Annotated in this window: 15 protein-coding genes and 1 pseudogene; 8 read left to right on the top strand and 8 right to left on the bottom strand. The window is 74.4% G+C overall.

Features of this window, described 5'->3' with window-relative positions:
* Nucleotides 1-47: 47 nt before the first annotated feature.
* Nucleotides 48-266, top strand: coding sequence for a hypothetical protein (locus tag IPL61_40555; protein MBK9037473.1), 219 nt, complete (start codon nt 48-50; stop codon nt 264-266).
* 126 nt (nt 267-392) lie between these two features.
* Here IPL61_40555 and IPL61_40550 read toward each other — a convergent pair whose 3' ends face one another.
* Nucleotides 393-1,283 carry a hypothetical protein gene (locus tag IPL61_40550; GenBank protein MBK9037472.1) on the bottom strand — a complete coding sequence of 297 codons (891 nt, stop codon included), beginning with the start codon at nt 1,281-1,283 and terminating at the stop codon, nt 393-395.
* 169 nt (nt 1,284-1,452) lie between these two features.
* Between IPL61_40550 and IPL61_40545 the strand changes: the two genes are divergently transcribed.
* Complete coding sequence (locus IPL61_40545; protein ID MBK9037471.1) at nt 1,453-1,806, top strand: nuclear transport factor 2 family protein; 354 nt, start codon at nt 1,453-1,455, stop codon at nt 1,804-1,806.
* Here the strand turns inward: IPL61_40545 and IPL61_40540 are convergent.
* The 5 genes and pseudogenes from IPL61_40540 to IPL61_40520 all read right to left on the bottom strand — a co-directional run bounded on the left by IPL61_40540 (nt 1,794) and on the right by IPL61_40520 (nt 8,371).
* A pseudogene (locus IPL61_40540) lies at nt 1,794-3,297 on the bottom strand (ABC-F family ATP-binding cassette domain-containing protein). The gene IPL61_40545 and the pseudogene IPL61_40540 overlap by 13 nt on opposite strands.
* Before the next feature lie 233 nt (nt 3,298-3,530).
* A complete protein-coding gene (mgtE, locus tag IPL61_40535) occupies nt 3,531-4,883 on the bottom strand; it encodes a magnesium transporter (protein ID MBK9037470.1) in 1,353 nt (450 codons plus the stop codon).
* Between the two features lie 512 nt (nt 4,884-5,395).
* The gene (locus IPL61_40530) at nt 5,396-5,974 is read right to left on the bottom strand and encodes a hypothetical protein (GenBank protein ID MBK9037469.1); all 579 of its coding nucleotides are present in this window, start codon (nt 5,972-5,974) and stop codon (nt 5,396-5,398) included.
* A 31-nt stretch (nt 5,975-6,005) separates the two neighbouring features.
* Complete coding sequence (locus IPL61_40525; GenBank protein MBK9037468.1) at nt 6,006-6,539, bottom strand: hypothetical protein; 534 nt, start codon at nt 6,537-6,539, stop codon at nt 6,006-6,008.
* Nucleotides 6,536-8,371 carry an OPT/YSL family transporter gene (locus IPL61_40520; GenBank protein MBK9037467.1) on the bottom strand — a complete coding sequence of 612 codons (1,836 nt, stop codon included), beginning with the start codon at nt 8,369-8,371 and terminating at the stop codon, nt 6,536-6,538. Before IPL61_40520 ends, IPL61_40525 begins: the two co-directional genes overlap by 4 nt.
* A gap of 88 nt (nt 8,372-8,459) precedes the next feature.
* On the opposite strand from IPL61_40520, the gene IPL61_40515 reads away from it, so the two are divergent.
* The 6 genes from IPL61_40515 (at nt 8,460) to IPL61_40490 (ending at nt 16,391) form a co-directional block, all read left to right on the top strand.
* Entirely contained in the window at nt 8,460-9,368 is a 909-nt protein-coding gene (locus IPL61_40515; protein MBK9037466.1) for a histone deacetylase, read from the top strand.
* A gap of 237 nt (nt 9,369-9,605) precedes the next feature.
* Nucleotides 9,606-10,346, top strand: a complete 741-nt coding sequence (locus IPL61_40510) for a leucyl/phenylalanyl-tRNA--protein transferase (GenBank protein ID MBK9037465.1) — start codon at nt 9,606-9,608, stop codon at nt 10,344-10,346.
* A gap of 11 nt (nt 10,347-10,357) precedes the next feature.
* Nucleotides 10,358-11,134 carry a nickel pincer cofactor biosynthesis protein LarB gene (larB, locus tag IPL61_40505; protein ID MBK9037464.1) on the top strand — a complete coding sequence of 259 codons (777 nt, stop codon included), beginning with the start codon at nt 10,358-10,360 and terminating at the stop codon, nt 11,132-11,134.
* Nucleotides 11,131-12,489: a nickel pincer cofactor biosynthesis protein LarC gene (gene larC, locus IPL61_40500; protein ID MBK9037463.1), complete on the top strand. Its 1,359-nt coding sequence runs from the start codon at nt 11,131-11,133 to the stop codon at nt 12,487-12,489. Before larB ends, larC begins: the two co-directional genes overlap by 4 nt.
* A 132-nt stretch (nt 12,490-12,621) precedes the next feature.
* A complete protein-coding gene (locus tag IPL61_40495; protein MBK9037462.1) occupies nt 12,622-14,796 on the top strand; it encodes a PAS domain S-box protein in 2,175 nt (724 codons plus the stop codon).
* A complete protein-coding gene (locus IPL61_40490) occupies nt 14,793-16,391 on the top strand; it encodes a PAS domain-containing protein (GenBank protein ID MBK9037461.1) in 1,599 nt (532 codons plus the stop codon). The genes IPL61_40495 and IPL61_40490 overlap by 4 nt, the downstream gene beginning before the upstream one ends.
* Nucleotides 16,392-17,336: 945 nt before the next feature.
* On the opposite strand, the gene IPL61_40485 is transcribed toward IPL61_40490, so the two are convergent.
* Both IPL61_40485 and IPL61_40480 read right to left on the bottom strand, forming a co-directional pair.
* A complete protein-coding gene (locus IPL61_40485; protein MBK9037460.1) occupies nt 17,337-17,681 on the bottom strand; it encodes a hypothetical protein in 345 nt (114 codons plus the stop codon).
* Nucleotides 17,682-17,960: 279 nt separating this feature from the next.
* A complete protein-coding gene (locus IPL61_40480; protein ID MBK9037459.1) occupies nt 17,961-20,186 on the bottom strand; it encodes a protein kinase in 2,226 nt (741 codons plus the stop codon).
* Nucleotides 20,187-20,530 lie beyond the last annotated feature (344 nt).

Below are 20,530 nucleotides of genomic sequence, written 5' to 3'. Positions count from 1 at the left end.
GCGGCGATCTCGGTCGCCGCGGACGACGCGCGCGGCATACTGGATCCATGACCCAGGTGCCCACCGCGCGGACCGTCAAGCATCGGGGCGTGATGGTCACGCCGCCGGGCCGACCCTTGGGCGAGCGCATCGCCGCCGCGCTCGACCGGCTCGAGGCCGGGCCGCGCGCGTTCGTGGCGGCGGTCATCGGCCTGCGGCCCGTGACCGCGGTGGTCGCGGTCGGCCTGGGCATGTGCTGGGCCGCGGTGATCGGCAACGGCCCGTGACGCGCGACGATGATCGGCCTGCGGCCGCCGTCCGGCCCGTGACCCGGTGGTCCGTCGGCCTGGGCATGCTGGGCCCGGAGCACGCCGTGACGCGCGACCGCTGACGCGACCGCGCTGGCCGCGGCGCTACTCGCCGTCGTCGGGGTGCGCCCGCAGCGTGCGCGGCAGATCGAGGATCGTCTCGTTGGGCGAGCCGACCAGCATCGCCGGGCTGACGTCCGACAGGCCCCACGGCTCGACCTTGCCGGCCGTGACCGCGAACGCGCCGCCGTCGATGCGGCCGACCACGCCGAAGCCCGACTTCATCGGGACCCGCGCGGTCTCGATGACCAGGTCGGGCAGGTGGCTGACGTCGATCTCGATCAGCCCGCGCTCGCACGTGAGCACGAGCCGGTAACCGAGCACGCGGCGCTCGACCAGGAGGACGTTGCCCATCTCGGAGCGGAACACCTCCTGCCATCCGTCGCGCGGGCCCTGGTGCGCGGCCAGCGACGCGAAGTCGACGTGGAACAGCGCCGGCTCGTTGATGCGGCGGGCCAGCAGGCCCGACGTCGTCACGACCGTGTCGACCAGCCCGCGGGCGTGGAGGTCGACGACCGGCGAGCGATGGTCGGCGGTCCACCACGACGCCGGCTGGTGCGGGGTGCAGCCGAGGAACACGTTCTTGGCGCTCGAGCCCTTGCACCACTCGGCGATCGCGCACGCGACCTCGGGCGCGCTGCCGGTGTCGCCGAGCCGGCGATCGCCGTTCCACAGGACCGTGTCCCCCGGCAGGCGGTGGACCGCGTCGAAGTGGAAGTAGCGGCCCTCGAACGGCGGCTCGAGCGACATCTTGTCGCCGACCCGGACGTTGGCGACCGCGTCGAGATCCTCGGGCACCGCCAGGTAGGTCTCGCCGCGCGGATCGAGCGCGACGAACAAGAGGCCGCGCGGGGTCAGGCCCTTCTTGCGCAGCTCCTTGAGGCCGAGGATGACGGCGGCGGGATCGCGGTAGTGGTAGACGCGGGTGGGCAGCAAGCGCGTGCAAGCTACCCCCATTGCCGGGGGGGCGCCACCGGATGCCGACGAAAGCGACGAGATCGCCGACGGTGATTGTTGTTCGGGCCGCAACGGTGCGTCCGCCGGGGGCCGATTGTCGTCGGCGCCGCGCGCGCCTACGGTGAGCGCACCAACCAAGGAGGCAGCGATGGCGACGATCCGTGAGCTCGAGGACCAGATGAACCAGGCGATCATGACCGGCAAGGCGATGGAGGCGTTCGAGGAGCTCTACGCCGACGACGTCACGATGCAGGAGAACAGCGAGCCGGCCCGCGTCGGCAAGGCCGCGTGCCGCGACTACGAGCACAAGTTCTTCGAGATGCTCGAGGCGTTCCACGGCGCGAGCTGCACCAACGTCGCGGTCGAGGGTGACGTGTCGTACTCGGAGTGGATGAACGACTTCACGCTCAAGGGCATGCCGCGGATGACGTACACGCAGATCACGCAGCGGCGCTGGCAGGACGGCAAGATCATCGCCGAGCGGTTCTTCTACACCCGCTGATCGACCCGGCCCGCGGCGACGTCCCAGCGCGTGCGCGTGACGCGCGGCGAACGCGGGATCGTGGGTGACCACGACCAGCGCGCCGGGGTAGTCGGCGAGCGCGGCCTCGAGCCGCTCGATCGACGGCAGGTCGAGGTGGTTGGTGGGCTCGTCGAGCACCACCAGCGCCGCCTGGCGGCCGAGGCCGAGCGCGATCGCGAGCTTGCGGACCTCGCCCGGCGACGGCGCCGGCGACGCCAGCGCCCGGGCCGGATCGAGCCCGAGCGCGGCCGCGAGCTGGCCGACGCGCCCGCGCGCGTCGGGCGCCAGGTCGCGCACCGCCGCCACCAGCGCGGCGCCGTCGGCGCGAGCTTCGCCGAGCTCCTGCGGCAGCCACAGCACCCGGTCCGGCGGCAGCGGCGACGACGCCACCAGCGCCCGCACCAGCGTGGTCTTGCCGGCGCCGTTGGCGCCCGCGATCCAGATCCGGGCGTCGCGCGCCACCGCGGCGCGCACGCCGGCCGCGACCACGCGAGCGCCGGCGCGCAGGTCGACGCCGGCGAGCGCCGCCAGCCACCGCTGGGGCGGCGGCGTCCACGCCACGAACAGCGCGCCGCCGCGCGCGCGCTCGACCGGCAGCGCGGCGACCGCGGCCTCGGCGCCCACGACCGCGTCGCGCAGGCGCGCGACCCGCCGTCCGGCGCCGGCGGCGGCCCAGGCCGCCAGGTTGGTGGCGCCCATCGACCGCGCGTCGTGATCGTGGCGCGACTTCATGCGCGCGCCGGCGCGGGTCTGGTGCGCCGCCGCGGCCGCGGTCCGGCGGCTGGCGTCGAGCTGGCGCTCGAGCCGCGTCAGCGCGGCGGCGGCGGCGGCGCGGGCGTCGCGCTGGGCGCGGTCCTCGCGGTCCCAGGTGGCGCGCGCGCGCTGGAGGCCGCCGGCGTAGGCGCGCGCGGTGCCGCCGTGGACGCGCACGATCGTCGTGCACAGCTCGTCGAGGAGCGCGCGGTCGTGGGTCACGACCACCCCGACGCCGCGGAAGCTCGCCATCGCCGCGACCACCGCCGCCCGCGCGGCCGGGTCGAGGTGGTTGGTGGGCTCGTCGAGCGCCAGCACCGCCGGCGCGGTCGCCAGCGCCGCCGCGAGCTGCCAGCGCTTGCGCTCACCCGGCGACAGCGTCGTCCACCGCGCGAGGTCGGCGGGGGCGCAGCCGAGCCGGCCGCGCCAGCGCCGGGCCAGGCGGTCGTCGGCGGTCGCCACCGCCTGGACCAGGTCGGTGAGCGCGCCGACCTCCTGCGGGCACGACGCGATCGCCAGGTCGTCCGGATCCCGGACGACCTGCCCGCGGGTGGGGCGGCGGCGGCCGCAGAGCAGCTCGAGCAGCGTGGTCTTGCCGGCGCCGTTGGCGCCGACGACGCCGGTCCAGCCGGGCGTCAGGTGGAGGTCGAGATCGGCGAGGATCGAGGTCTGGCCAGCGTGGGCCAGCTCGACCGCGCACAGGCGGAGCGAAGGCATGGGGCCTCCTCGGGCGCAGGGCCCAAGCGGGAGCGGCAGGCGTGACCTCGTCCGGCGCGGCGGCGCGGACGGGGCACATGGACCCGGCCGCCGTAGGGCGGTCACGGGACGGTGGAAGGGCGCTCAGCTCCGCATCGACGTCGGCGCCCGCGGCGTCGACCCTCGATCGATAGCCGCGGCGCGGCCGCGCGTCAAGCGCGACGTGCGCGGCGGACGGCGCGCCGATCGGGTGCCTAGAACAGCGCGCCGGACAGGAGCCAGGTCGCGAGCGCGAAGTAGATGATCAGGCCGGTGACGTCGACCAGCGTCGCGACCGCGGGCGCCGACGCGCTGGCCGGGTCGGCGCCCAGGCGCCGCAGCACGAACGGCAGCATCGAGCCCGCCAGGGTGCCGAAGATCACGACGCCGACCAGGCTCATGCCGACGGTGAGGCCGATGCGCACGTAGTACGCGCCGTAGCTCCCGAACGAGCCCCAGACCACCACGCGGAACAGGCCGAGCACGCCGAGGCCGGCGCCGAGCGCGACGCCGATCGCCAGCTCGCGGCGCATGACGCGCCACCAGTCGGCGGCGCGGACCTCGCCCAGCGCCATCGCGCGGATGACCAGCGTCGAGGCCTGGGATCCGGCGTTGCCGCCGCTCGAGATGATCAGCGGGATGAACAGCGTCAGCACGGTGGCGCGATCGATCTGGTGCTGGAAGAAGCCCAGCGCCGAGGTCGTGAGCATCTCGCCGACCAGGAGCACCGCCAGCCACACGCCGCGCTTGCGCAGCATCTCGCGCCGGCGCGACTGCAGGTACGGGACGTCGAGGGCGTCCATGCCGCCGAACTTCTGGGCGTCCTCGGTGGCCTCTTCCTGGACCACGTCGACGATGTCGTCGACGGTGACGATGCCCTTCATGACCCCGGCGGCGTCGACGATCGGCATGACCGTGAGGTCGTGCTCGGCGAACAGCCGCGACAGCGCCTCCTGATCGAGGGCCGGGTCGGCCGAGACCACGTCCCGCTCCATGATCTCGCTGACGCGCTGGCTCGGGCCGGCGGCGAACAGATCGCGGAACGACACCACGCCCAGCAGGCGCTGGTCGCCGTCGAGGACGTAGGCGTAGTAGATGGTCTCGAGCTGGGTCCGGGCCTGGCGCCGGAGGTAGCTGATGGCCTCGTCGGCGGTCATCTGCGGCCGCAGCCGGGCGTACCGGGTGTTCATCAGGCCGCCGGCGTCGTCCTCCTCGTAGGCGAGCAGGGCCTCGACCTCCTTGCGGGTCGGGCCGTCGAGCAGCGCCAGCAGGCCGGGGCGCTCGTCGTCCTTGGCGGCCTGGATCACGTCGGCGACGTCGTCGGGCTCGAGCAGCCGAAACCACGACCGGCGCTCGCCGCGGCGCATCGTGAACAGGAGCTCGACCTGATCGGGGCCGGCCAGGGCGATGAAGAACTCCTCGGCGTCCTCGCGCGGGAGGAGGTACAGGCCGTCGATGCGCTCGCGGGCGTCGAGCACCCCCCAGGCGTCGCGCAGCTCGTCGGCGGCGAGCGGCTCGTCGGCCGACGTCGGCGGCGCGGCGTCGGCGGGGCCGTCGTCGTCCTCCATCGCCCAGCCGTCGTCGGCGCGGGCCTCGGCGATCTCGCGGATCTCCTGGGTGATGTCGGCCGCGGCCTCGGGATCGAACCGCGGCACCTCGCGCGACAGATCGGACAGCGGCGCGCCGTCGCCGTTGCCGTTGTCGTCGTCGTGGCCGTCCGCCGCCATGACCTCACCCTGCCCAAGTTCCTCGGCGAAGAAAAGCCGGCGTCTGGAGATTCGCGCGGCTCGCGCGCGGCCTTCCGTGACGGTCCGGTGACGCCGGGGGGGCGCCCTTCCGTGACGGTCCGGGGACACCCGGCCAGGGCCGTCGACCGGCCCGCTGGGGCCTGGCGCCGGTCGGTATCTCGACTGGGCGCGGTCCGCGCTGCGGGCGTCCCGCGTCGCGACGGGAGTCTCGCGTCGTGGGTAGGGGCCCTGTCGGGGCTTGCCCCTCGAGGTGCCGGCCGGGCTGGATGCGACCTCGGACGTCGGCGCACCCCTGCACCTGCCTGGGCCGGGCGACAGGCCTCCCTGGAAACTCAGCGCCGCAGCGCCACCTTGACCGGCACCTTGCAGCAGGTGCGGGTGCCGTCGAGGGCGCGCACCAGATCGGCCCACAGGATCGTCGGGTCGATGTCGAGCCGGGCCTGGGTCAGGCCGTACTCATCGACGGCCTTGCGCATCACCTCGCGCACGAACGCGGCGCTGATGTGACGGCGGTCGGCGCTCTCGAGGCAGTAGGCCAGCTCGACGCCGGGCGCGCGCACGCAGAACTTGCCGCCGGCGGTGGCGGTCAGGCGCAGGCTCGGGCCGTCCGCGAGCGTGTCCTCGAACGGGAACGCGCGCTTGCGGTTGTAATAGCCGACCAGCAGCGTCGGCGCCGGCGAGGCCCGCACCAGCGCCTCGATCTGGGTCCAGGGCACGTTCACGTCGATCGCCAGGGCGATCGGGCCGGCCGGCAGGGGCGGGGTTTCGCCGGGCGTGATGACCACCGTGGTGGTGCCCGACGGCGCGGCGATCGTCGCGTTGGCCTGCGGCAGGATCGCGGCGCCGACCCGGGCCTCGTGGCGGTTGTCGCACGCGATCAGCGCGAGGATCGCGACGGCCAGGCAGCGCATGGCGCCACTGTGCCTCGCCCGGTGCGCGGATTCAAACCCCTTCGGGCAGCGCCGCCCACTCGACCCGCACCTCGGCCAGGGCGTGCTCGACGGTGCCGAGCGCGATCGGGTCGCGCCACCAGCCGTCGATCAGCGACCCGGCCACGGCGCGGCACATGCCGGCGCCGCGGACGTCGCCGTATTGATCGAGCAGGTGGCCGAAGCCGGCGAGGCGATCGACCCAGGCCCGGTCCCGCGGGGCGCGGCGCACCAGCCGCCAGTAGCCGCGCGCCGCCGAGCGCACCCGGCCGGCGTCGCGCTGGGCCCGCACCACCACCATCGCGGCGTCGAGATCGAGGGTGCGCACCTGGGCCAGCTCGGCGCGGGTGTCCTCGAGCTCCAGGCCCCGGCTCTCGGTCAGGGCCGCGTCGGCGGCGGCCAGGCGCGGCACCAGCGCCGTCAGCGCGTCGGCGGTGCGCTCGAGCTCGCGCAGGTGCGGCCGCGTCAGCGGCGCGGCCGCGGCCCGGGTCCGCAGGTCGGCCAGGCGCTTGCTCAGCCGGGCCAGCTCGGCGCTGAAGGCGGTCACCCGGCGGCGATGAAGTAGATGGCGACGATCGTGGCGACCAGCGCCTCGCCGGCGATGAAGCCCGACGCCAGCGGCACCATGAACTTGTCGTACGAGCGCTTGTCGGCGGCCTTCCACCCGATCCCGGCCAGGCCGCCGAGGAACATCGTCGCGATCACGCTGAACGGCACCAGGATGCCGATGCCGATGCCGGTCGGCGACGGCACGAACCGCCGCAGCTTGGGCTTGGCCTCGAGCACCGTCAGGATGACGCCGAGCACCGAGAAGATCGCCAGCGCCCACAGCGCCGAGGTCGGCAGCGCCGACACGCCCTTCTTGAGGATCGTCGCGAAGCCGGCCCACTTGCGCGAGATCGGCGAGCTGAGGCAGCTGCCGCCGGCGCACCGGGCGTCGCCGGTGCCGTCGAGCCCGTAGGTCGAGACCAGCTGCGGGTAGATCCACGACACGCACGCGGCGCCGATCGGCACCGCCATCAGCTGGGCCCAGGTCATCGCCCGCGGGGTCGAGCCGATCATGTCGCCGGTCTTGTAGTCCTGCATGATCGCCTCGGACGAGGTCGCGACCGTGCCGGTGGTGCCGCTGGCCACCATGTTGGCGGCGACGTGGCCGGGCGCGACCGCGGCGAACAGGCCCTGCATCATGTTCGACAGCGCGCTGATCGGGCCCCACGAGGTCTCGCCGAGCACGCGCAGGCCGACCAGCATCAGCGGCAGCGACAGCAGGATCGCGACGACCGTCATCCAGATCGGGATGTCGAACAGCAGGTACTGCACCGTGCACAGCAGCACCGAGCACACGCCGACGCCGATGCCGACCCAGGACAGCGGGAAGTCGGCGCCGCTGATCGTCATGGTCTTCAGGCTGGTGAAGGTCTCGATCAGCAGGCGCCACTTGAGCGCGAGCGCGGTCAGGCCGCCGGCGACCAGCATGCCGGTGGCCGGCCACATCACCCAGAACAGCACGTCGGTGCGCGACGACGAGGCCGAGAACACCTTGCCGCCGGCGGTCGAGACGCCGTACTTGATCAGGAAGTACGGCGTCACGATCCACGCGAGCACGCCGCCGAGGATCATCGACCAGTCGACCCGCAGGCCGATCAGCATGCCCGAGCCGATGCTCAGCAGGCTGTACGAGACGCCGACCCCCATCGCCACCAGCGGCAGGCCCGCGACGGTGACGCCGACGGCCGGGACCCAGCCCTCCTTGAGCCAGTCGGTCACCTTGGCGTCCTCGCGGACCAGCATCACCAGGCCCGACAGCACCAGGCCGATCATCAGCGCCCACGCCGCCTGGACCGCGAGTTGCTTGCGCTCCGCGCTCGCGTCCTTCTCGGGGTCGAGCACGATCAGCGTCTCGGCGGCGGCGATGCCGTCGGCGTAGGGCAGCTTCTCGTCGACGATGAAGTGCCGGCGCAGCGGCACCGCCAGCAGCACGCCGAGCAGGCCGGCGATCGAGAGCCAGACGAACGACTTCCACTCGTTGAGCTCGAGCGCGAAGCCGACGTCGGCGTGGCGCAGCATGTCGAACGCGGCCAGCAGCACGCACATGAACGCGGTCTGGGCCGCGCTGGTGCCGGCGGTCTGGACGATGTTGTTCTGCCAGCGGTCGTAGGTCTTCCAGGCGATCGCCTTGAGCACGACGAAGCCGAAGAACGCCGCGACCACGCTGACGTTGGGGCCGAAGCCGAGCTTCAGCACCATGTACGGGTACGACGAGCCCATGATGATCGCGACGATCACCGACGCGATGATGGCGGCCGGGGTCAGCTCGCCCCGCGGCGGCGGGCGGGCGGTGACCTCGGCGCTGTACGGGCTCGGTTCGTGGGAACTCACCCCGATGGAATAGCCGGGCGGGGCCCACGGCCGCAATGGAAAGCGGCCCGCTTGTCGCGGGTCGAGGCCCGTGCTGGAGTCCTCGCCGGTGCGCGTCTTCTATAGCGATCACCACGCGGTGTGGCTGCCGCTGGGGCATCGGTTCCCGATGGGCAAGTACGCGCGCCTGCGCGCGCGGCTGGTCGATGACGGCGTCGTGCCAGCGGCGATGATGGCGCCGGCGCCGCTGGCGCGCCCGGTCGACCTCGAGCGGGCCCACGACCCCGGCTACGTCGCCGCGATGCTGGCCGGCACGCTCGACCCGCGCGCGGTGCGCAAGCTGGGCCTGCCGTGGTCGCCGGCGCTGGTGACCCGGTCGCTGGCGTCGGTCGGCGGCACGCTGGCGGCGGCGCGCGCGGCGCTGGTCGACGGCGTCGCCGGCAACCTGGCCGGTGGCACCCACCACGCCCACCGCGATCACGGCAGCGGCTTCTGCGTCTGGAACGACCTCGCGGTCACCGCCGCGACGCTCCTGGCCGAGCGCGCGGTCGGGCGCGTGCTGGTGTTCGACTGCGACGTCCACCAGGGCGACGGCACCGCGGCGATCTTCGCCGACGAGCCGCGGGTGTTCACCTACTCGATCCACGGCGGCCGCAACTTCCCGTTCGTCAAGCCGGCCAGCGATCGCGACGTCGAGCTGCCCGACGGCGCCGACGACGCGCTGGTGCTGCCGCTCATCGCCGCCGGCCTGGCCGAGGTCGCGGCCCGGTTCACGCCTGACCTGGTGCTGTACCAGGCCGGGGTCGACCCGCTCGCCGCCGACAAGCTCGGGCGCCTGGCCATGACCGCCGCCGGCCTGGCCGAGCGGGATCGCATCGTGCTCGCGCACTTCCGCGGCCGCGGCATCCCGGTGGCGCTGACCCTGGGCGGCGGCTACGCCGAGCCCGTCGAGGCCACGGTCGACGCCCACGTCGGCACCTACCGCGCCGCGATGGGCGTCATGGCCGGCGCCTCCTGAGCTCGCACCGACCACGGTCGACGCCGCGATCGACGCCCACGGTCGACGCCCACGGCGGCACCTGCCGCGCCGCGCGTCATCCGCCGGCTGAACTCGAACCGGTCCCGGTCCCACGTCGGCACCTCCCGCGCCGCGCGTCATGGCCGGCGGCTGAGCCAGATCGGCCGACGCGGGTTCGGCGCGAAGATCGCGCGCGCGCTCATCGCGCCCATCCCGGTGAGGGTAGACTGCCGCCCCATGCCGGTCTTCCGGCTCGACAAGCGCCTGGTGTTCCCGCCGGTCGAGCTGGCCGAGGACGGTCTGCTCGCGGTCGGCGGAGATCTGTCGGTCGAGCGGCTCTTGCTCGGGTACAGCCAGGGCATCTTCCCCTGGTACGGGCCGAAGCTGCCGATCCTGTGGCACGCGCCCGACCCGCGCATGGTGTTGTTCCCGCGCGAGCTGGTGATCAACAAGAGCCTGCGCAAGGTTATCCGGCGCGCGCCGTACCGGCTGACGATCGACACCGCGTTCGCCGAGGTCCTGGCCGGGTGCGCCGCCGCGCCGCGGCCGGGCCAGGACGGCACGTGGCTCATCCCCGACATGGTCGCGGCCTACCGCGAGCTGCACGCGCGCGGGTTCGCGCACTCGTTCGAGGCCTGGGACGGCGACGCGCTGGTCGGCGGGCTCTACGGCGTGTCGCTCGGCGCGTGCTTCTACGGCGAGTCGATGTTCGCGCGCGCGCCCGACGCGTCGAAGATCGCGTTCGCGGCCAGCGTGGCCCAGCAGGCGGCGTGGGGAATCGAGGTCATCGACTGCCAGGTCCACACCGATCACCTGGCGCGGTTCGGCGCGCGCGAGCTGCCCCGGGCCGAGTTCATGGCGGTGCTGACCAAGGCGCTCGACGCGCCGACCCGCCGCGGGCGCTGGGCGTTCGAGCTCGACCTGGCCGCGTGGGCGGCCAGCGGCGGCGTCGTGCCGGGCGTCGGCGCCGGGGCGTGATAAGAGGGATCGTGGATCCAGCACGCTTGCGCCAGCTCCTCGACGACGTCGCCGCCGGACGGGTGCCGACCGCCACCGCGACCGCCGAGCTGGCCGTGGCCCTGGGCGGCGGCGTCGACGACGCGCTGCTCGACCGCGCCCGCGCCGATCGCACCGGCGTGCCCGAGGTGGTGCTGGGCGAGTGGAAGACCGCCGAGCAGATCGCCGCGATCGTCCGCGGCCTCGCCGCCGGCGGCCGCGGCGCGCTGGCGACCCGGGTCAGCGCCGAGAAGGCCGAGCACGTGTGCGCGACCGTCGCCGGCGCGACCTACGCGCCGGTGGCGCGGGCCGTGGTCGTCGCCCCGGCCGCGCCGGCCGCGCCCGGCGCCGTCGGCACGATCGCGATCGTGTGCGCGGGCACCAGCGATCTGCCGGTGGCCGAGGAGGCGGCGGTGACCGCGGCGTTCCTCGGCGCCGAGGTCGAGCGCCACGTCGACGTCGGCGTCGCCGGGCTGCACCGGCTGCTCGGCCGGGTCGAGGCGATCCGCCGCTGCGACGCGGCCATCGTCGTGGCCGGGATGGAGGGGGCGCTGCCGTCGGTGGTGGCGGGGCTCGTCGACGTGCCGCTGTTCGCGGTGCCGACCAGCGTCGGCTACGGCGTCGGCGCCGGCGGCTGGGTCGCGCTGGCCGCGATGCTGTCGTCGTGCGCGCCGGGCGTCGCGGTCGTCAACATCGACAACGGCTTCGGCGCGGCGGTGGCGGCGGTGCGCTCGGCCCGGGCGGCGCGGCGCGCGGGAGCCGCCCGATGATCCGCGCGCGCTCGCTGGGCGCGGGGCGCGAGCTGCGCGGGCTGCACCTGCACCTCGACTGCGCCAGCGGCATCGCCGGCGACATGACCCTGGGCGCGCTGCTCGATCTGGGCGTGCCGATCGAGGCGGTCCGCGACGCGATCAAGGCGGTCGGCGTCGCGCCCGCGCGGCTGAGCGCGCGCCGCGTGATCAAGGCCGGCCTCGCGGCGATCGACGTCAAGGTCGCGACCGGCGGGCCGGTCTGGGGCGGCCACGACCACGGCCACGTCCACCCGCCCGGCCACGAGCACGGCCACGGCCACGACCACGCCCACGGCGACGACGCGATGCACGCCCACGGCGACGACGACGCGCCCGCCACCGGCCACGGCCACGGCCACGATCACCACCACTACGGCGAGATCCGGGCGCGGATCGACAGCTCGTCGCTCATGCCCGAGGTCAAGCGCCGGGCGCTCGACATGTTCGACCGGGTGGCGGTGGCCGAGGCCACGCTGCACGGGGTCGAGGTCGAGGAGGTGGTGTTCCACGAGGTCGGGGCGATCGACTCGGTGGTCGACATCGTCGGGACGGCGGCGGCGCTGGCCTATCTGGCGCCGGCGTCGGTGTCGTGCGCGCGGGTGGCGATGGGCAGCGGCACGGTCCGGTGCGCCCACGGCGTGCTGCCGGTGCCGTCGCCGGCGGCGCTCGAGATCATGCGGCGGTGCGGCGGGATCATGACCGACGGCGGCGTCGCGCGCGAGCTGACGACGCCGACCGGCGCCGCGATCCTGGCCCACGCGGTCACCGCCTGGACCCCGGCCCCGACCGGCGCCGCGGTGGCGATCGGCTGGGGCGCCGGCGACATGGACCTGGCCGATCGACCCAACGTGGTCCGGGTGACGGCGCTGACGCCGCAGGCCGCCGGCGGCGACGAGCTGTGGCGGATCGAGGCCAACTGCGACGACCTGTCGCCCGAGATCGCCGCCCACGCGATCGAGCACGCGCTCGCGGCCGGCGCGGTCGACGCGTGGTGGACCGCGATCACGATGAAGAAGGGCCGGCCGGCCCTGGCGCTCACGGCCCTGGCGTCGGCGGCGGCGCGCCCGGCGGTGGTGGCGGCGATCCTGCGCGAGACCACGACGATCGGCGTCCGGTTCGATCGGGTCGAGCGCACCGTGCTGGCGCGCGCGCTGGTCGTGGTCGAGACCGAGCACGGGCCGATCGCGATCAAGGTGGCGCGCGACGCCGAGGGCGCCGTGGTCAACGCCGCGCCTGAGCACGACGCCTGCCTGGCGGCGGCGCGCGCGGCCGGGGTCCCGCTCAAGCAGGTCTACGCGGCGGCGATCGCCGCCTGGCACCGGCGCGGGGCGTGACGGCGATCGGGGCGCCGGGCGTGGGCGCGCCACCGCCGTCCGAGCCTGCCCCGCACGTGCGAGGACCGTCCTCGAGGCGGTTCGTGCCGGGATCACCGGCGCCCGGCGAGGCGCTGCGATATCCTGGGCCCCGTGACCGGGAACAGCCGCATCGCGGTCGTCGGCGGCCTCGAGCGCGAGCGGGCTCGGGTGGTCGACGCGCTGGCGCGGCACGACCTGCGCGCGAGCGCCCACGCGACGCTGGTCCTCGACGAGCCCGGGGCCATGCCGGCGGTGGTCGTCGTGGTCGGCGCGCACCCGGTCGCGCTCGTGGCCGAGGCCCGGGCCACGCCGCCGCTCGCCGACGTGCCGATCCTGGTCATCGCCGACGACGGCGCCACCGCCGACGCGATCCTCGAGCAGGGCGCCACCGACGTCGCGGTCGCGTCGCTGACCGATCTCGCGCTCGCCAACCGGGTCCGGCTGATGGTCTCGGTCGGCCGGCTGCGCGGGCCGTGGACCCCGGGCTCCCTGGCGCCGGCGCTGGTGCGGGTCAACGACATCCTCGGCGCCCGGGGCGACGACGCCGAGGCCCTGGTCGAGACCCTCGAGCTGACCCGCGAGTGCCTGGGCTTCGACCGCGCGTCGCTGATCGCCCACATCGAGGGCTCGGTCCACGGCTTCGTGATCGCCGCGACCGACGATCCCGAGCGGACGCAGTTCACGATCGCGATCGCCGACTACCCCGAGCTGGTCGCGGCGATCCGCACGGGCGAGCCGGTGCTGATCGACGACGCGCGCGCGCACCCGATGACCAGCGCCGCGGTCGCGCACCTGGCCGATCCGGTGGCCGGGGTCGCGGTGTTCCCGGTGATGTGGCGCGGGCGCTCGATGGGCGCGATGCTCTTGCGCAAGAAGACCCCGGGCGCGCGGCACGTGGTCGGGCGCGGCGAGGAGTTCGCGCGGCTGATCGCGTCGATCACCGCCGCCCACCTGCGCCACGGCGCGGTGCTCGAGAGCCTGCGCGACCAGACCCACCGGATCTCGCGGACGCGCTACGAGGCCGAGCGCCGCCTGCGCGGCATCGAGTCGCTCAAGGAGCACTTCGAGGCCGCGTCCGACGGCGTGGTGATCATCGACGAGCACGGCCTGATCCTGTTCGTCAACCGCGCGGCCGAGCGCATCACCGGCTTCGCCCGCGACGGCCTGACCGGGCGCCCGCTGACCGACCTGCTCGTGGCCGACGCCGCGCCGGTGGCGGCCGGGGTGGTCGAGAAGGTGCTGGCCGGCGAGAACCTCGACCCGTTCGACCTCGGCGTCGCGACCACCACCGGCGAGCGCATGATGGTGTCGGCGTCGACCTCGACCGTGCTGGCCGCCACCGGCGCCGCGATCCTGACGTTCCGCGACGTCACCGCCCAGCGCGCGCTCGAGGGCGAGCTGCGCGCGACCAAGGAGTTCCTCGAGCGGCTGATCGACTCGACCGTCGACGCGATCGTCGCGGCCGACATGCGCGGCCAGGTGATCCTGTTCAACCGCGGGGCCGAGCGCCTGTACGGGTACCGCTCCGACGAGGTCATCGGCAAGGTCGCGGTCTGGGACCTGTACGCCGACGGCGTGCCGCGCCAGATCATGCGCACGCTGCGGTCGACCTCGCACGGCGGCGTCGGCTACCTCGAGCAGACCCGGCGCGAGGTCAAGCGCAAGGGCGGCGAGCTGATCCCGGTCAACATGACCGCGTCGATCATCTACGAGGGCGGGCGCGAGGTCGCGACCGTCGGCATCTTCGCCGATCTGCGCGACCGGATCCGGATCGAGCAGCGGCTGCTGGCGGCCCAGGAGAAGCTGCAGATCACCGAGAAGCAGGCGCTGGTGGCCGAGCTGGCCGGCGCCGCCGCCCACGAGCTCAACCAGCCGCTGACCTCGATCCTCGGCTACGCCCAGCTGATCCAGCGCCAGAGCCCGCCCGAGGCCGCGCACCTGCGCGCGGTCGGCGTGATCCGGGCCGAGGCCGAGCGCATGGCCGACATCGTCAAGAAGATCGGCCGCATCACCAAGTACGAGACGATGCCGTACGTCGGCGGGGCCTCGATCATCGATCTCGATCGCTCGACCGCCGGCGAGGTGCCGCTGAGCGAGACGTCGAGCTCGGGCGACGATCCCCTCGACGGCTCGCGCACGCGCGAGTTCTCGGCGGTGCGCGTCGATCCCGAGCTGATGGCCGGGCTCGAGCTCGAGGAGCTCCTCGACGATCCCGCCGAGTCGTCGAGCGGCTCGAGCTCGGTCGATCGCGAGACGACCCGGCTGGGGCGAGCACCCAAGCCATGAGCCTCGTCGTACCCGAGGCCGCGGCGGTCGCGACCGTGATGCTCGAGCTCGGCGGCGAGGTGTTCCGCGAGGTCGCCGAGGCCGACCTGTGCGGGCGGTTCCTGGCGACGGTGGCGCGGCTGTTCCCCGAGCGGCCGCTGGCGCTCCGGGTCGTCGACCTCCGCACCCGCGAGCCGGCGCGCGTGTACACGATCGGCGCGCGGGCCCGGACCGGGCTCGAGTACGAGCCGCTGACCGTCAAGGCGACCGCGATCGACAAGACCCACCTGCACCCCGCCGTGGCGGCCAGCGCGCGGCTGCGGCAGGCGGCGCGCTGGGACGCGCCGTTCCCGCACGTGGCGGTCGGGTTCGCGGTCCCGGTGGTCGCCGCCGGCGAGCTGTACGGCCTGCTCGACGTCGGCTACCCGCTCGGGCAACCGGTGATCGCCGCCGACGAGCCGCTGGTGATCCCGCTGGTCAACCAGCTCGCGCTGGCGCTGCGGACCCACCGGCTGTGGCGCGACGCGCAGGGCCTGCGCGACTTCCAGGCCCGCCTGATCGATCACGCCAACGCGCTGATCGTCGGCATCGACAACTGCTGGCGCGTGACCGTGTGCAACCAGGCGTTGCTCACGCTGACCGGGTTCGCGCGCGACGAGGTGGTCGGGCGCGATCTGCGCGACTTCCTGCCGCCCCACGATCGCTCGCGCGTGACCGGGATCCTGGGGTTGGCGCTGGCCGGCCAGAGCTTCGACTCGGTCGAGATCCGGATCGGCTCGCGCACCCGCGGGCGGGTCCGCACGGTCTGGAGCATCGCCGGCATCGGCGGGCCGGGCGATCGGCCGGCGCCCGAGGCGGTGGTGGCGATCGGCCAGGATCAGACCCGGCTGATGGAGCTGCAGGCGCAGGTCATCCGGGCCGAGCGCCTGGCGACCTTGGGCCAGCTCGCCGCCGGCGTGGTCCACGAGCTCAACAACCCGCTGACGTCGATCACGGTCTACGCCGACTACCTGCAGCGCAAGTGCCTGCAGGTCGGCGGCGACCAGGCCGATCACGAGAAGCTGCTGCGCATCGGCCAGAGCGCCCAGCGGATCCAGCGCTTCACCCGCGAGCTGGTGCAATACGCCAAGCCGGTCGGCGACGAGGTCGACGTGATCGATCTCAACGCGGTGGTGCGGCAGTCGGTGTCGTTCTGCGAGCACCTGTTCGAGCGCGAGGGCCTGACGCTGCGGGTCGATCTGGCGCCCGAGCTGCCGCCGCTGGCCGCGATCCCGGGTCAGCTCGAGCAGGTGCTGATCAACCTGATCACCAACGCGGTCCACGCGGTCGAGGCCACGCCCGACGGCACCGGCGAGGTATTCGTCCGCACGTTCGTGGTCGACGAGGACCAGGTGGCGCTGGCGGTGACCGACACCGGGATCGGCGTGCCCGAGGCCGACCGGGTCCGGGTGTTCGAGCCGTTCTTCACGACCAAGGTCGACGGCAAGGGCACGGGCCTGGGCCTGCCGATCGCGCGGAACATCATCGAACAGCACCAGGGCACGATCGAGGTCGACGACGCGCCCGAGGGCGGCGCCCGGTTCACGGTCGCCCTGCCGCACCAGCGCACCCGCTGACCCGCGGGAACGGGAGGGTTCGCGTCGCGACGGGGGGGCTTGCGTGGGCGCTTGGGTGACCAGGCCGCCAGGTCCCCTCGGACCGCGGTTCGGGGCGCCCGGCGCTGCGCGGCCGGAGTGCCGCACCACGGCCCTCCCGAGCCCCACCACCGGTCGGTGGAAATTACGCGGTCGACGGGGACCAGGGGCCTGGATCACCCGGCGCGCGCGACGACCTCGGACCCTGCGCCACGCTCGGTCTCGGGTAGATCGCGTCCGCCGATTGCCCGGCGTTTGCGTGGGCGCTTGGGTGACCAGGCCGCCAGGTCCCCCTCGGACCGCGGTTCGGGGCGCCCGGCGCGACGCGGCCGGCGTGCCGCACCACGCCCCGCCCGGGCGCCACCACCGGTCGGTGGAAATTACGCGGTCGACGGGGACCAGGGGCCTGGATCACCCGGCGCGCGCGACGACCTCGGACCCTGCGCCACGCTCTGGGCCGTCTCTGGTAGCTCGCGTGGGCGCCTGGGTGACCAGGCCGCCAGGTCCCGCGGTTCGGGGCGCCCGGCGCGACGCGGCCGGCGTGCCGCACCACGACCCTGCCGGGCCTCACCCGGCGCGCGCGACGACCTCGGACGCGCCCCGCTCCGGCCGTCGTGGGTAACGGCCACGGCGGGCGCGTCTCGCGAGGAGCCCTGACGACACATCGCCTGCGGATCGCGCGTCACCACGACCGTCCGGACGATCAACACCGCCGCGCGCCACGCTCCGGGCTGTCTCGGGTGGGAGAGTTTCGCGAGAAGCCCTCATGACACATCGCCTGCGGATCGCGCGTCACCACGACCGTCCGGACGAGCACCAGCGGTGCGCGTCACGCTCCGGGCCGTCTCGGGTGGGGGCCCCGGCGCATGCCGGGGGAGGGTTTCGCGAGAAACCCTCCCAAAGATCACCGCGCGAGAAACCCTCTGATCAACTCGCGCGGCGCAGGGGCAGCGACGCGGCGCGGGCGGCGGCGGGCGCGGGGCGGGCGCCGACCGGGCGCTCGGCGTAGAAGTGCAGGAGCTCGCGGATCTTGGGGGCCATCTTCAGGGCGTCGGTGTCGAGCCGGGCCAGCGCGCTGGCCAGGGTCGCGACCCGCTCCTGGGGCGTGGCGCGCTTGTCGATGATGACCCGCAGCTCGCCCTTCACCCGGCACATGCCGCCGTGGCTCCCGGCGACGCCGAGGCCGGCGGTCGCGAGCTGCTCATAGCTGACCCGCACCCCGAGCTGGGTGGCGGCGTCCTCGAGCGTCTCCAGTACTGCGGTCGGCTTCATCGCAGGTCCACACTAACAGCACCGATCGAGATGTCGAGTGGGTCGGTCGGAGAAGCGGCGCCCCGAGATCGCGCGTTCCTCGACGGAGATCTCGCCGCGCGCCGCAACCGATCGAAATGATCCAGGAATCGACCGTCCGGTCCCCGGACGCCCGGGATCTCGCGCGCCGGGATTTCTTGCGGCCGATCATTGCGTCCACCCCCGACGGCGCGATCGGCGGCGCGGGTCGCTGGCGACGAGGTCGGCCTCGGTCCGCAGCGTGGCGCCGCGCGCGCCGCGCTACTCGACGACCAGCGGTCGCCGGCGGCCGTCGGCGGTCTCCTCGACCAGCAGCACGTGGAAGCCCTGCCGCATCCCGAGGCGCAGGTAGCCCTCGCGGTGCGACAGCGCGTCCAGGCTCGCCCGCAGCGCGCCGCCGGTGCGCAGCGCCGCCAGGTAGGCCTCGAGGGCGTCCTCGTCGAAGGTCGGCGCCACGAGGATCGCCGCGCCGAGCTCGCCGGCGCCGTCGCGGGCCCGCCGCACCGCGGTCGCGCGCTCGATGAACGCCTCGACCGCGGCGCGGGTGCCGCGGGCGACCCGGTCGATCACGTGGACCACGCGCCCGTCGCCGTCGTAGGCGACCGCGTCGAAGGTGACCCGGTCGCCGCCGGCCCGGGCCAGGCCGTGATGGAGGCGGACCTGGCCGATCCGATCGAGCGGCTCGATCAGGCCCTTCCAGCGGCCGGCGCGCCCGTGCTGCGCGAACTGGGCGCCGAGCTCGGCGATGATCCACCGCGCGGCGCCGTAGGCCGGATCCGACGTGACCAGCGCCTGGAGCGTCGCCGGGCCGCGGCGCGCCGCCGCGGCGGCGCCTTCGCACGGCCGGAGATCGATCGCGCGGGCCGCCGCCGTCGTGTCGGATCGGATCGAGCTGGTCAGCGACGTCGTCGGGCGGACCACCTCGAGCACCAGCCCGGCGAGCTGCTGGCGGAACGTGGCCGCCGGGAACACGGACTGTATCGGCTCGACGCTCGCGATCGCGCCGGTCCCGCCGATCCACTGCTCCCACGCGTCGCGCGCCGGCCAGCCGTCGCCGAACACGTCGAGGACGCGCTGGCCGCGGCAGAACAGCGCGAAGCCGAGGCGCGCGCCGAGGCCGAAGCGGATCGCGCCGTCGAAGCCCTCGGCGGCGAGCTTGCCCGCGAGCTGCGGCAGGTCGGCGAACGACGAGCTGAGGCCGCTGAGCCGGGGGACGGCGGGGACCAGCAGCGACGCCAGCAGCGCGACCAGCCGGGTCTCGAGCCCGGCCGGGACCGCGAACAGCGTGCCGCCGAGCTGCGCCGGCAGCGCCTCGAGCAGCGCGTCGCCGACGCGACCGGTCGCGGGATCGAACACCCGGTACATGATCCCGTCGCTGATCAGGATGCACGCGCCGTCGGTGACCAGCGCGCCCGTGAACGCCGGCGCGTGCAGCGGTCGCTCGACCAGCCGCTGCAGCAGGCGGTCGCGGTCCTGGCGCGGGACCTCGGTGGTCGGCCACTGCCGGACCACGGACATCACCAGCTCGTGCTCGCGCTCGCCGACCGCCTGCACCGTCGCGACCTGCGCGTGCGTCGGCGCGACCGCTGGGACCGCGCGCCCGGGCGTGGCCTCGGTCGGCGGCGGCGGCGCGGCCCGGCGGGTGCGGAACGGATCGAGCGCCGCCCGCATGTCGGCGGCCGACGCGAACCGATCCTCGGGGCGCTTGGCGAGCCCGCGCAGCACCCCGGCGTCGAGGCCGGGCGGGAGGCCGTCGACCAGCGCGCTGGGCGGCCGCGGCGCCTCGGCGTGGACGGCCTGGACCAGCTCGTAGATCGAGCTGGCCTCGAACGGCGGCCGCCCGACCAGCGCCTCGTACAGCACGCACGCCAGCGCGTAGAGATCGATGCGATGATCGATCGCGCCGCCGGCGAGCTGCTCCGGCGCCGCGTACTGGGGCGTCCCGACGATCATCCCGGCCTGGGTGTGGGCCAGGTCCGAGCCGCGCACGCGCGCCACGCCGAAGTCGGTCACCTTGATCCGGCCCGACGGCAGCACCATCAAGTTGTCGGGCTTGATGTCGCGGTGGACGATGCCGGCCGCGTGCGCCGCCTCGAGCGCCGACAGCACCTGCAGGCCGATGCGCACCGCCTGCTCGGGCGGGATCCGGCCGCCGCGCGCCAGGATGTCCTCGAGGGTGTGGCCGTCGAGCCACTCCATCGCGATGTACGGGTGGCCGCCTGCGGTCCCGACGCGGTGGACGGTGGTGACGCCGGGATGGGACAGCGCCGCCGCGGCCCGGGCCTCCTGGAGGAAGCGGTTCACGGTGGCGTCGGGATCGGTGCCGCGCGCCGAGGCGTGCTCGGGCCGGATGACCTTGATCGCCACCATGCGCGCGAGGTCGAGGTCCTCGGCGCGATAGACCTCGCCCATCGCGCCCTCGCCGATCTTCTCGAGGACGCGATACGGGAACGTGGCGGTCGGCGCCGGTGGCGGGAACGCGGTCATGGCGATCAGAAGAGGTGCAGACCCCAGTGCGCCAGCGCGAGCACGGCGCCCATCGCGCCCATCGCGATCATCAGCTTGTCGTGGATGCACAAGCCGGACTTCTTCCTACAACCGTCGATCGGACACATGGTGGCCATGGGTAACTCCTTGGCCATCGCCAGTGCACCGGTCGTGCCACGCGCGTGGGGCGCGTCAGGCGCTGATCCGGACGGCGAGACTCCAATCTGGAGCGCCATCGTCCTCGGGGCCCTCCATTGTGGAGGTGGGCCCGACCTCCGAGGTCACGCCCGGCGACGGTCGCACCGCCAAGCTGCAAGGCAAGCTCGAGATGTGCCGCGACTGCC

The sequence above is a fragment of the Myxococcales bacterium genome, from assembly GCA_016717005.1.
In the GTDB taxonomy this organism is placed as follows: Bacteria; Myxococcota_A; Polyangia; order Haliangiales; family Haliangiaceae; genus UBA2376.
Note: the sequence above shows the minus strand (reverse complement) of the source record. Positions and strands in the feature narration are given on the sequence as shown.

Excerpts from the sequence above, each read along its gene's own strand:
- IPL61_40480 (MBK9037459.1), bottom strand. The coding sequence starts at position 20,186 with ATGACCGCGTTCCCGCCACCGGCGCCGACCGCCACGTTCCCGTATCGC.
- IPL61_40530 (MBK9037469.1), bottom strand. The coding sequence starts at position 5,974 with ATGCGCTGCCTGGCCGTCGCGATCCTCGCGCTGATCGCGTGCGACAAC.
- IPL61_40510 (MBK9037465.1), top strand. The coding sequence starts at position 9,606 with ATGCCGGTCTTCCGGCTCGACAAGCGCCTGGTGTTCCCGCCGGTCGAG.
- mgtE (MBK9037470.1), bottom strand. The coding sequence starts at position 4,883 with ATGGAGGACGACGACGGCCCCGCCGACGCCGCGCCGCCGACGTCGGCC.
- IPL61_40485 (MBK9037460.1), bottom strand. The coding sequence starts at position 17,681 with ATGAAGCCGACCGCAGTACTGGAGACGCTCGAGGACGCCGCCACCCAG.
- larC (MBK9037463.1), top strand. The coding sequence starts at position 11,131 with ATGATCCGCGCGCGCTCGCTGGGCGCGGGGCGCGAGCTGCGCGGGCTG.
- IPL61_40490 (MBK9037461.1), top strand. The coding sequence starts at position 14,793 with ATGAGCCTCGTCGTACCCGAGGCCGCGGCGGTCGCGACCGTGATGCTC.
- IPL61_40545 (MBK9037471.1), top strand. The coding sequence starts at position 1,453 with ATGGCGACGATCCGTGAGCTCGAGGACCAGATGAACCAGGCGATCATG.
- IPL61_40555 (MBK9037473.1), top strand. The coding sequence starts at position 48 with ATGACCCAGGTGCCCACCGCGCGGACCGTCAAGCATCGGGGCGTGATG.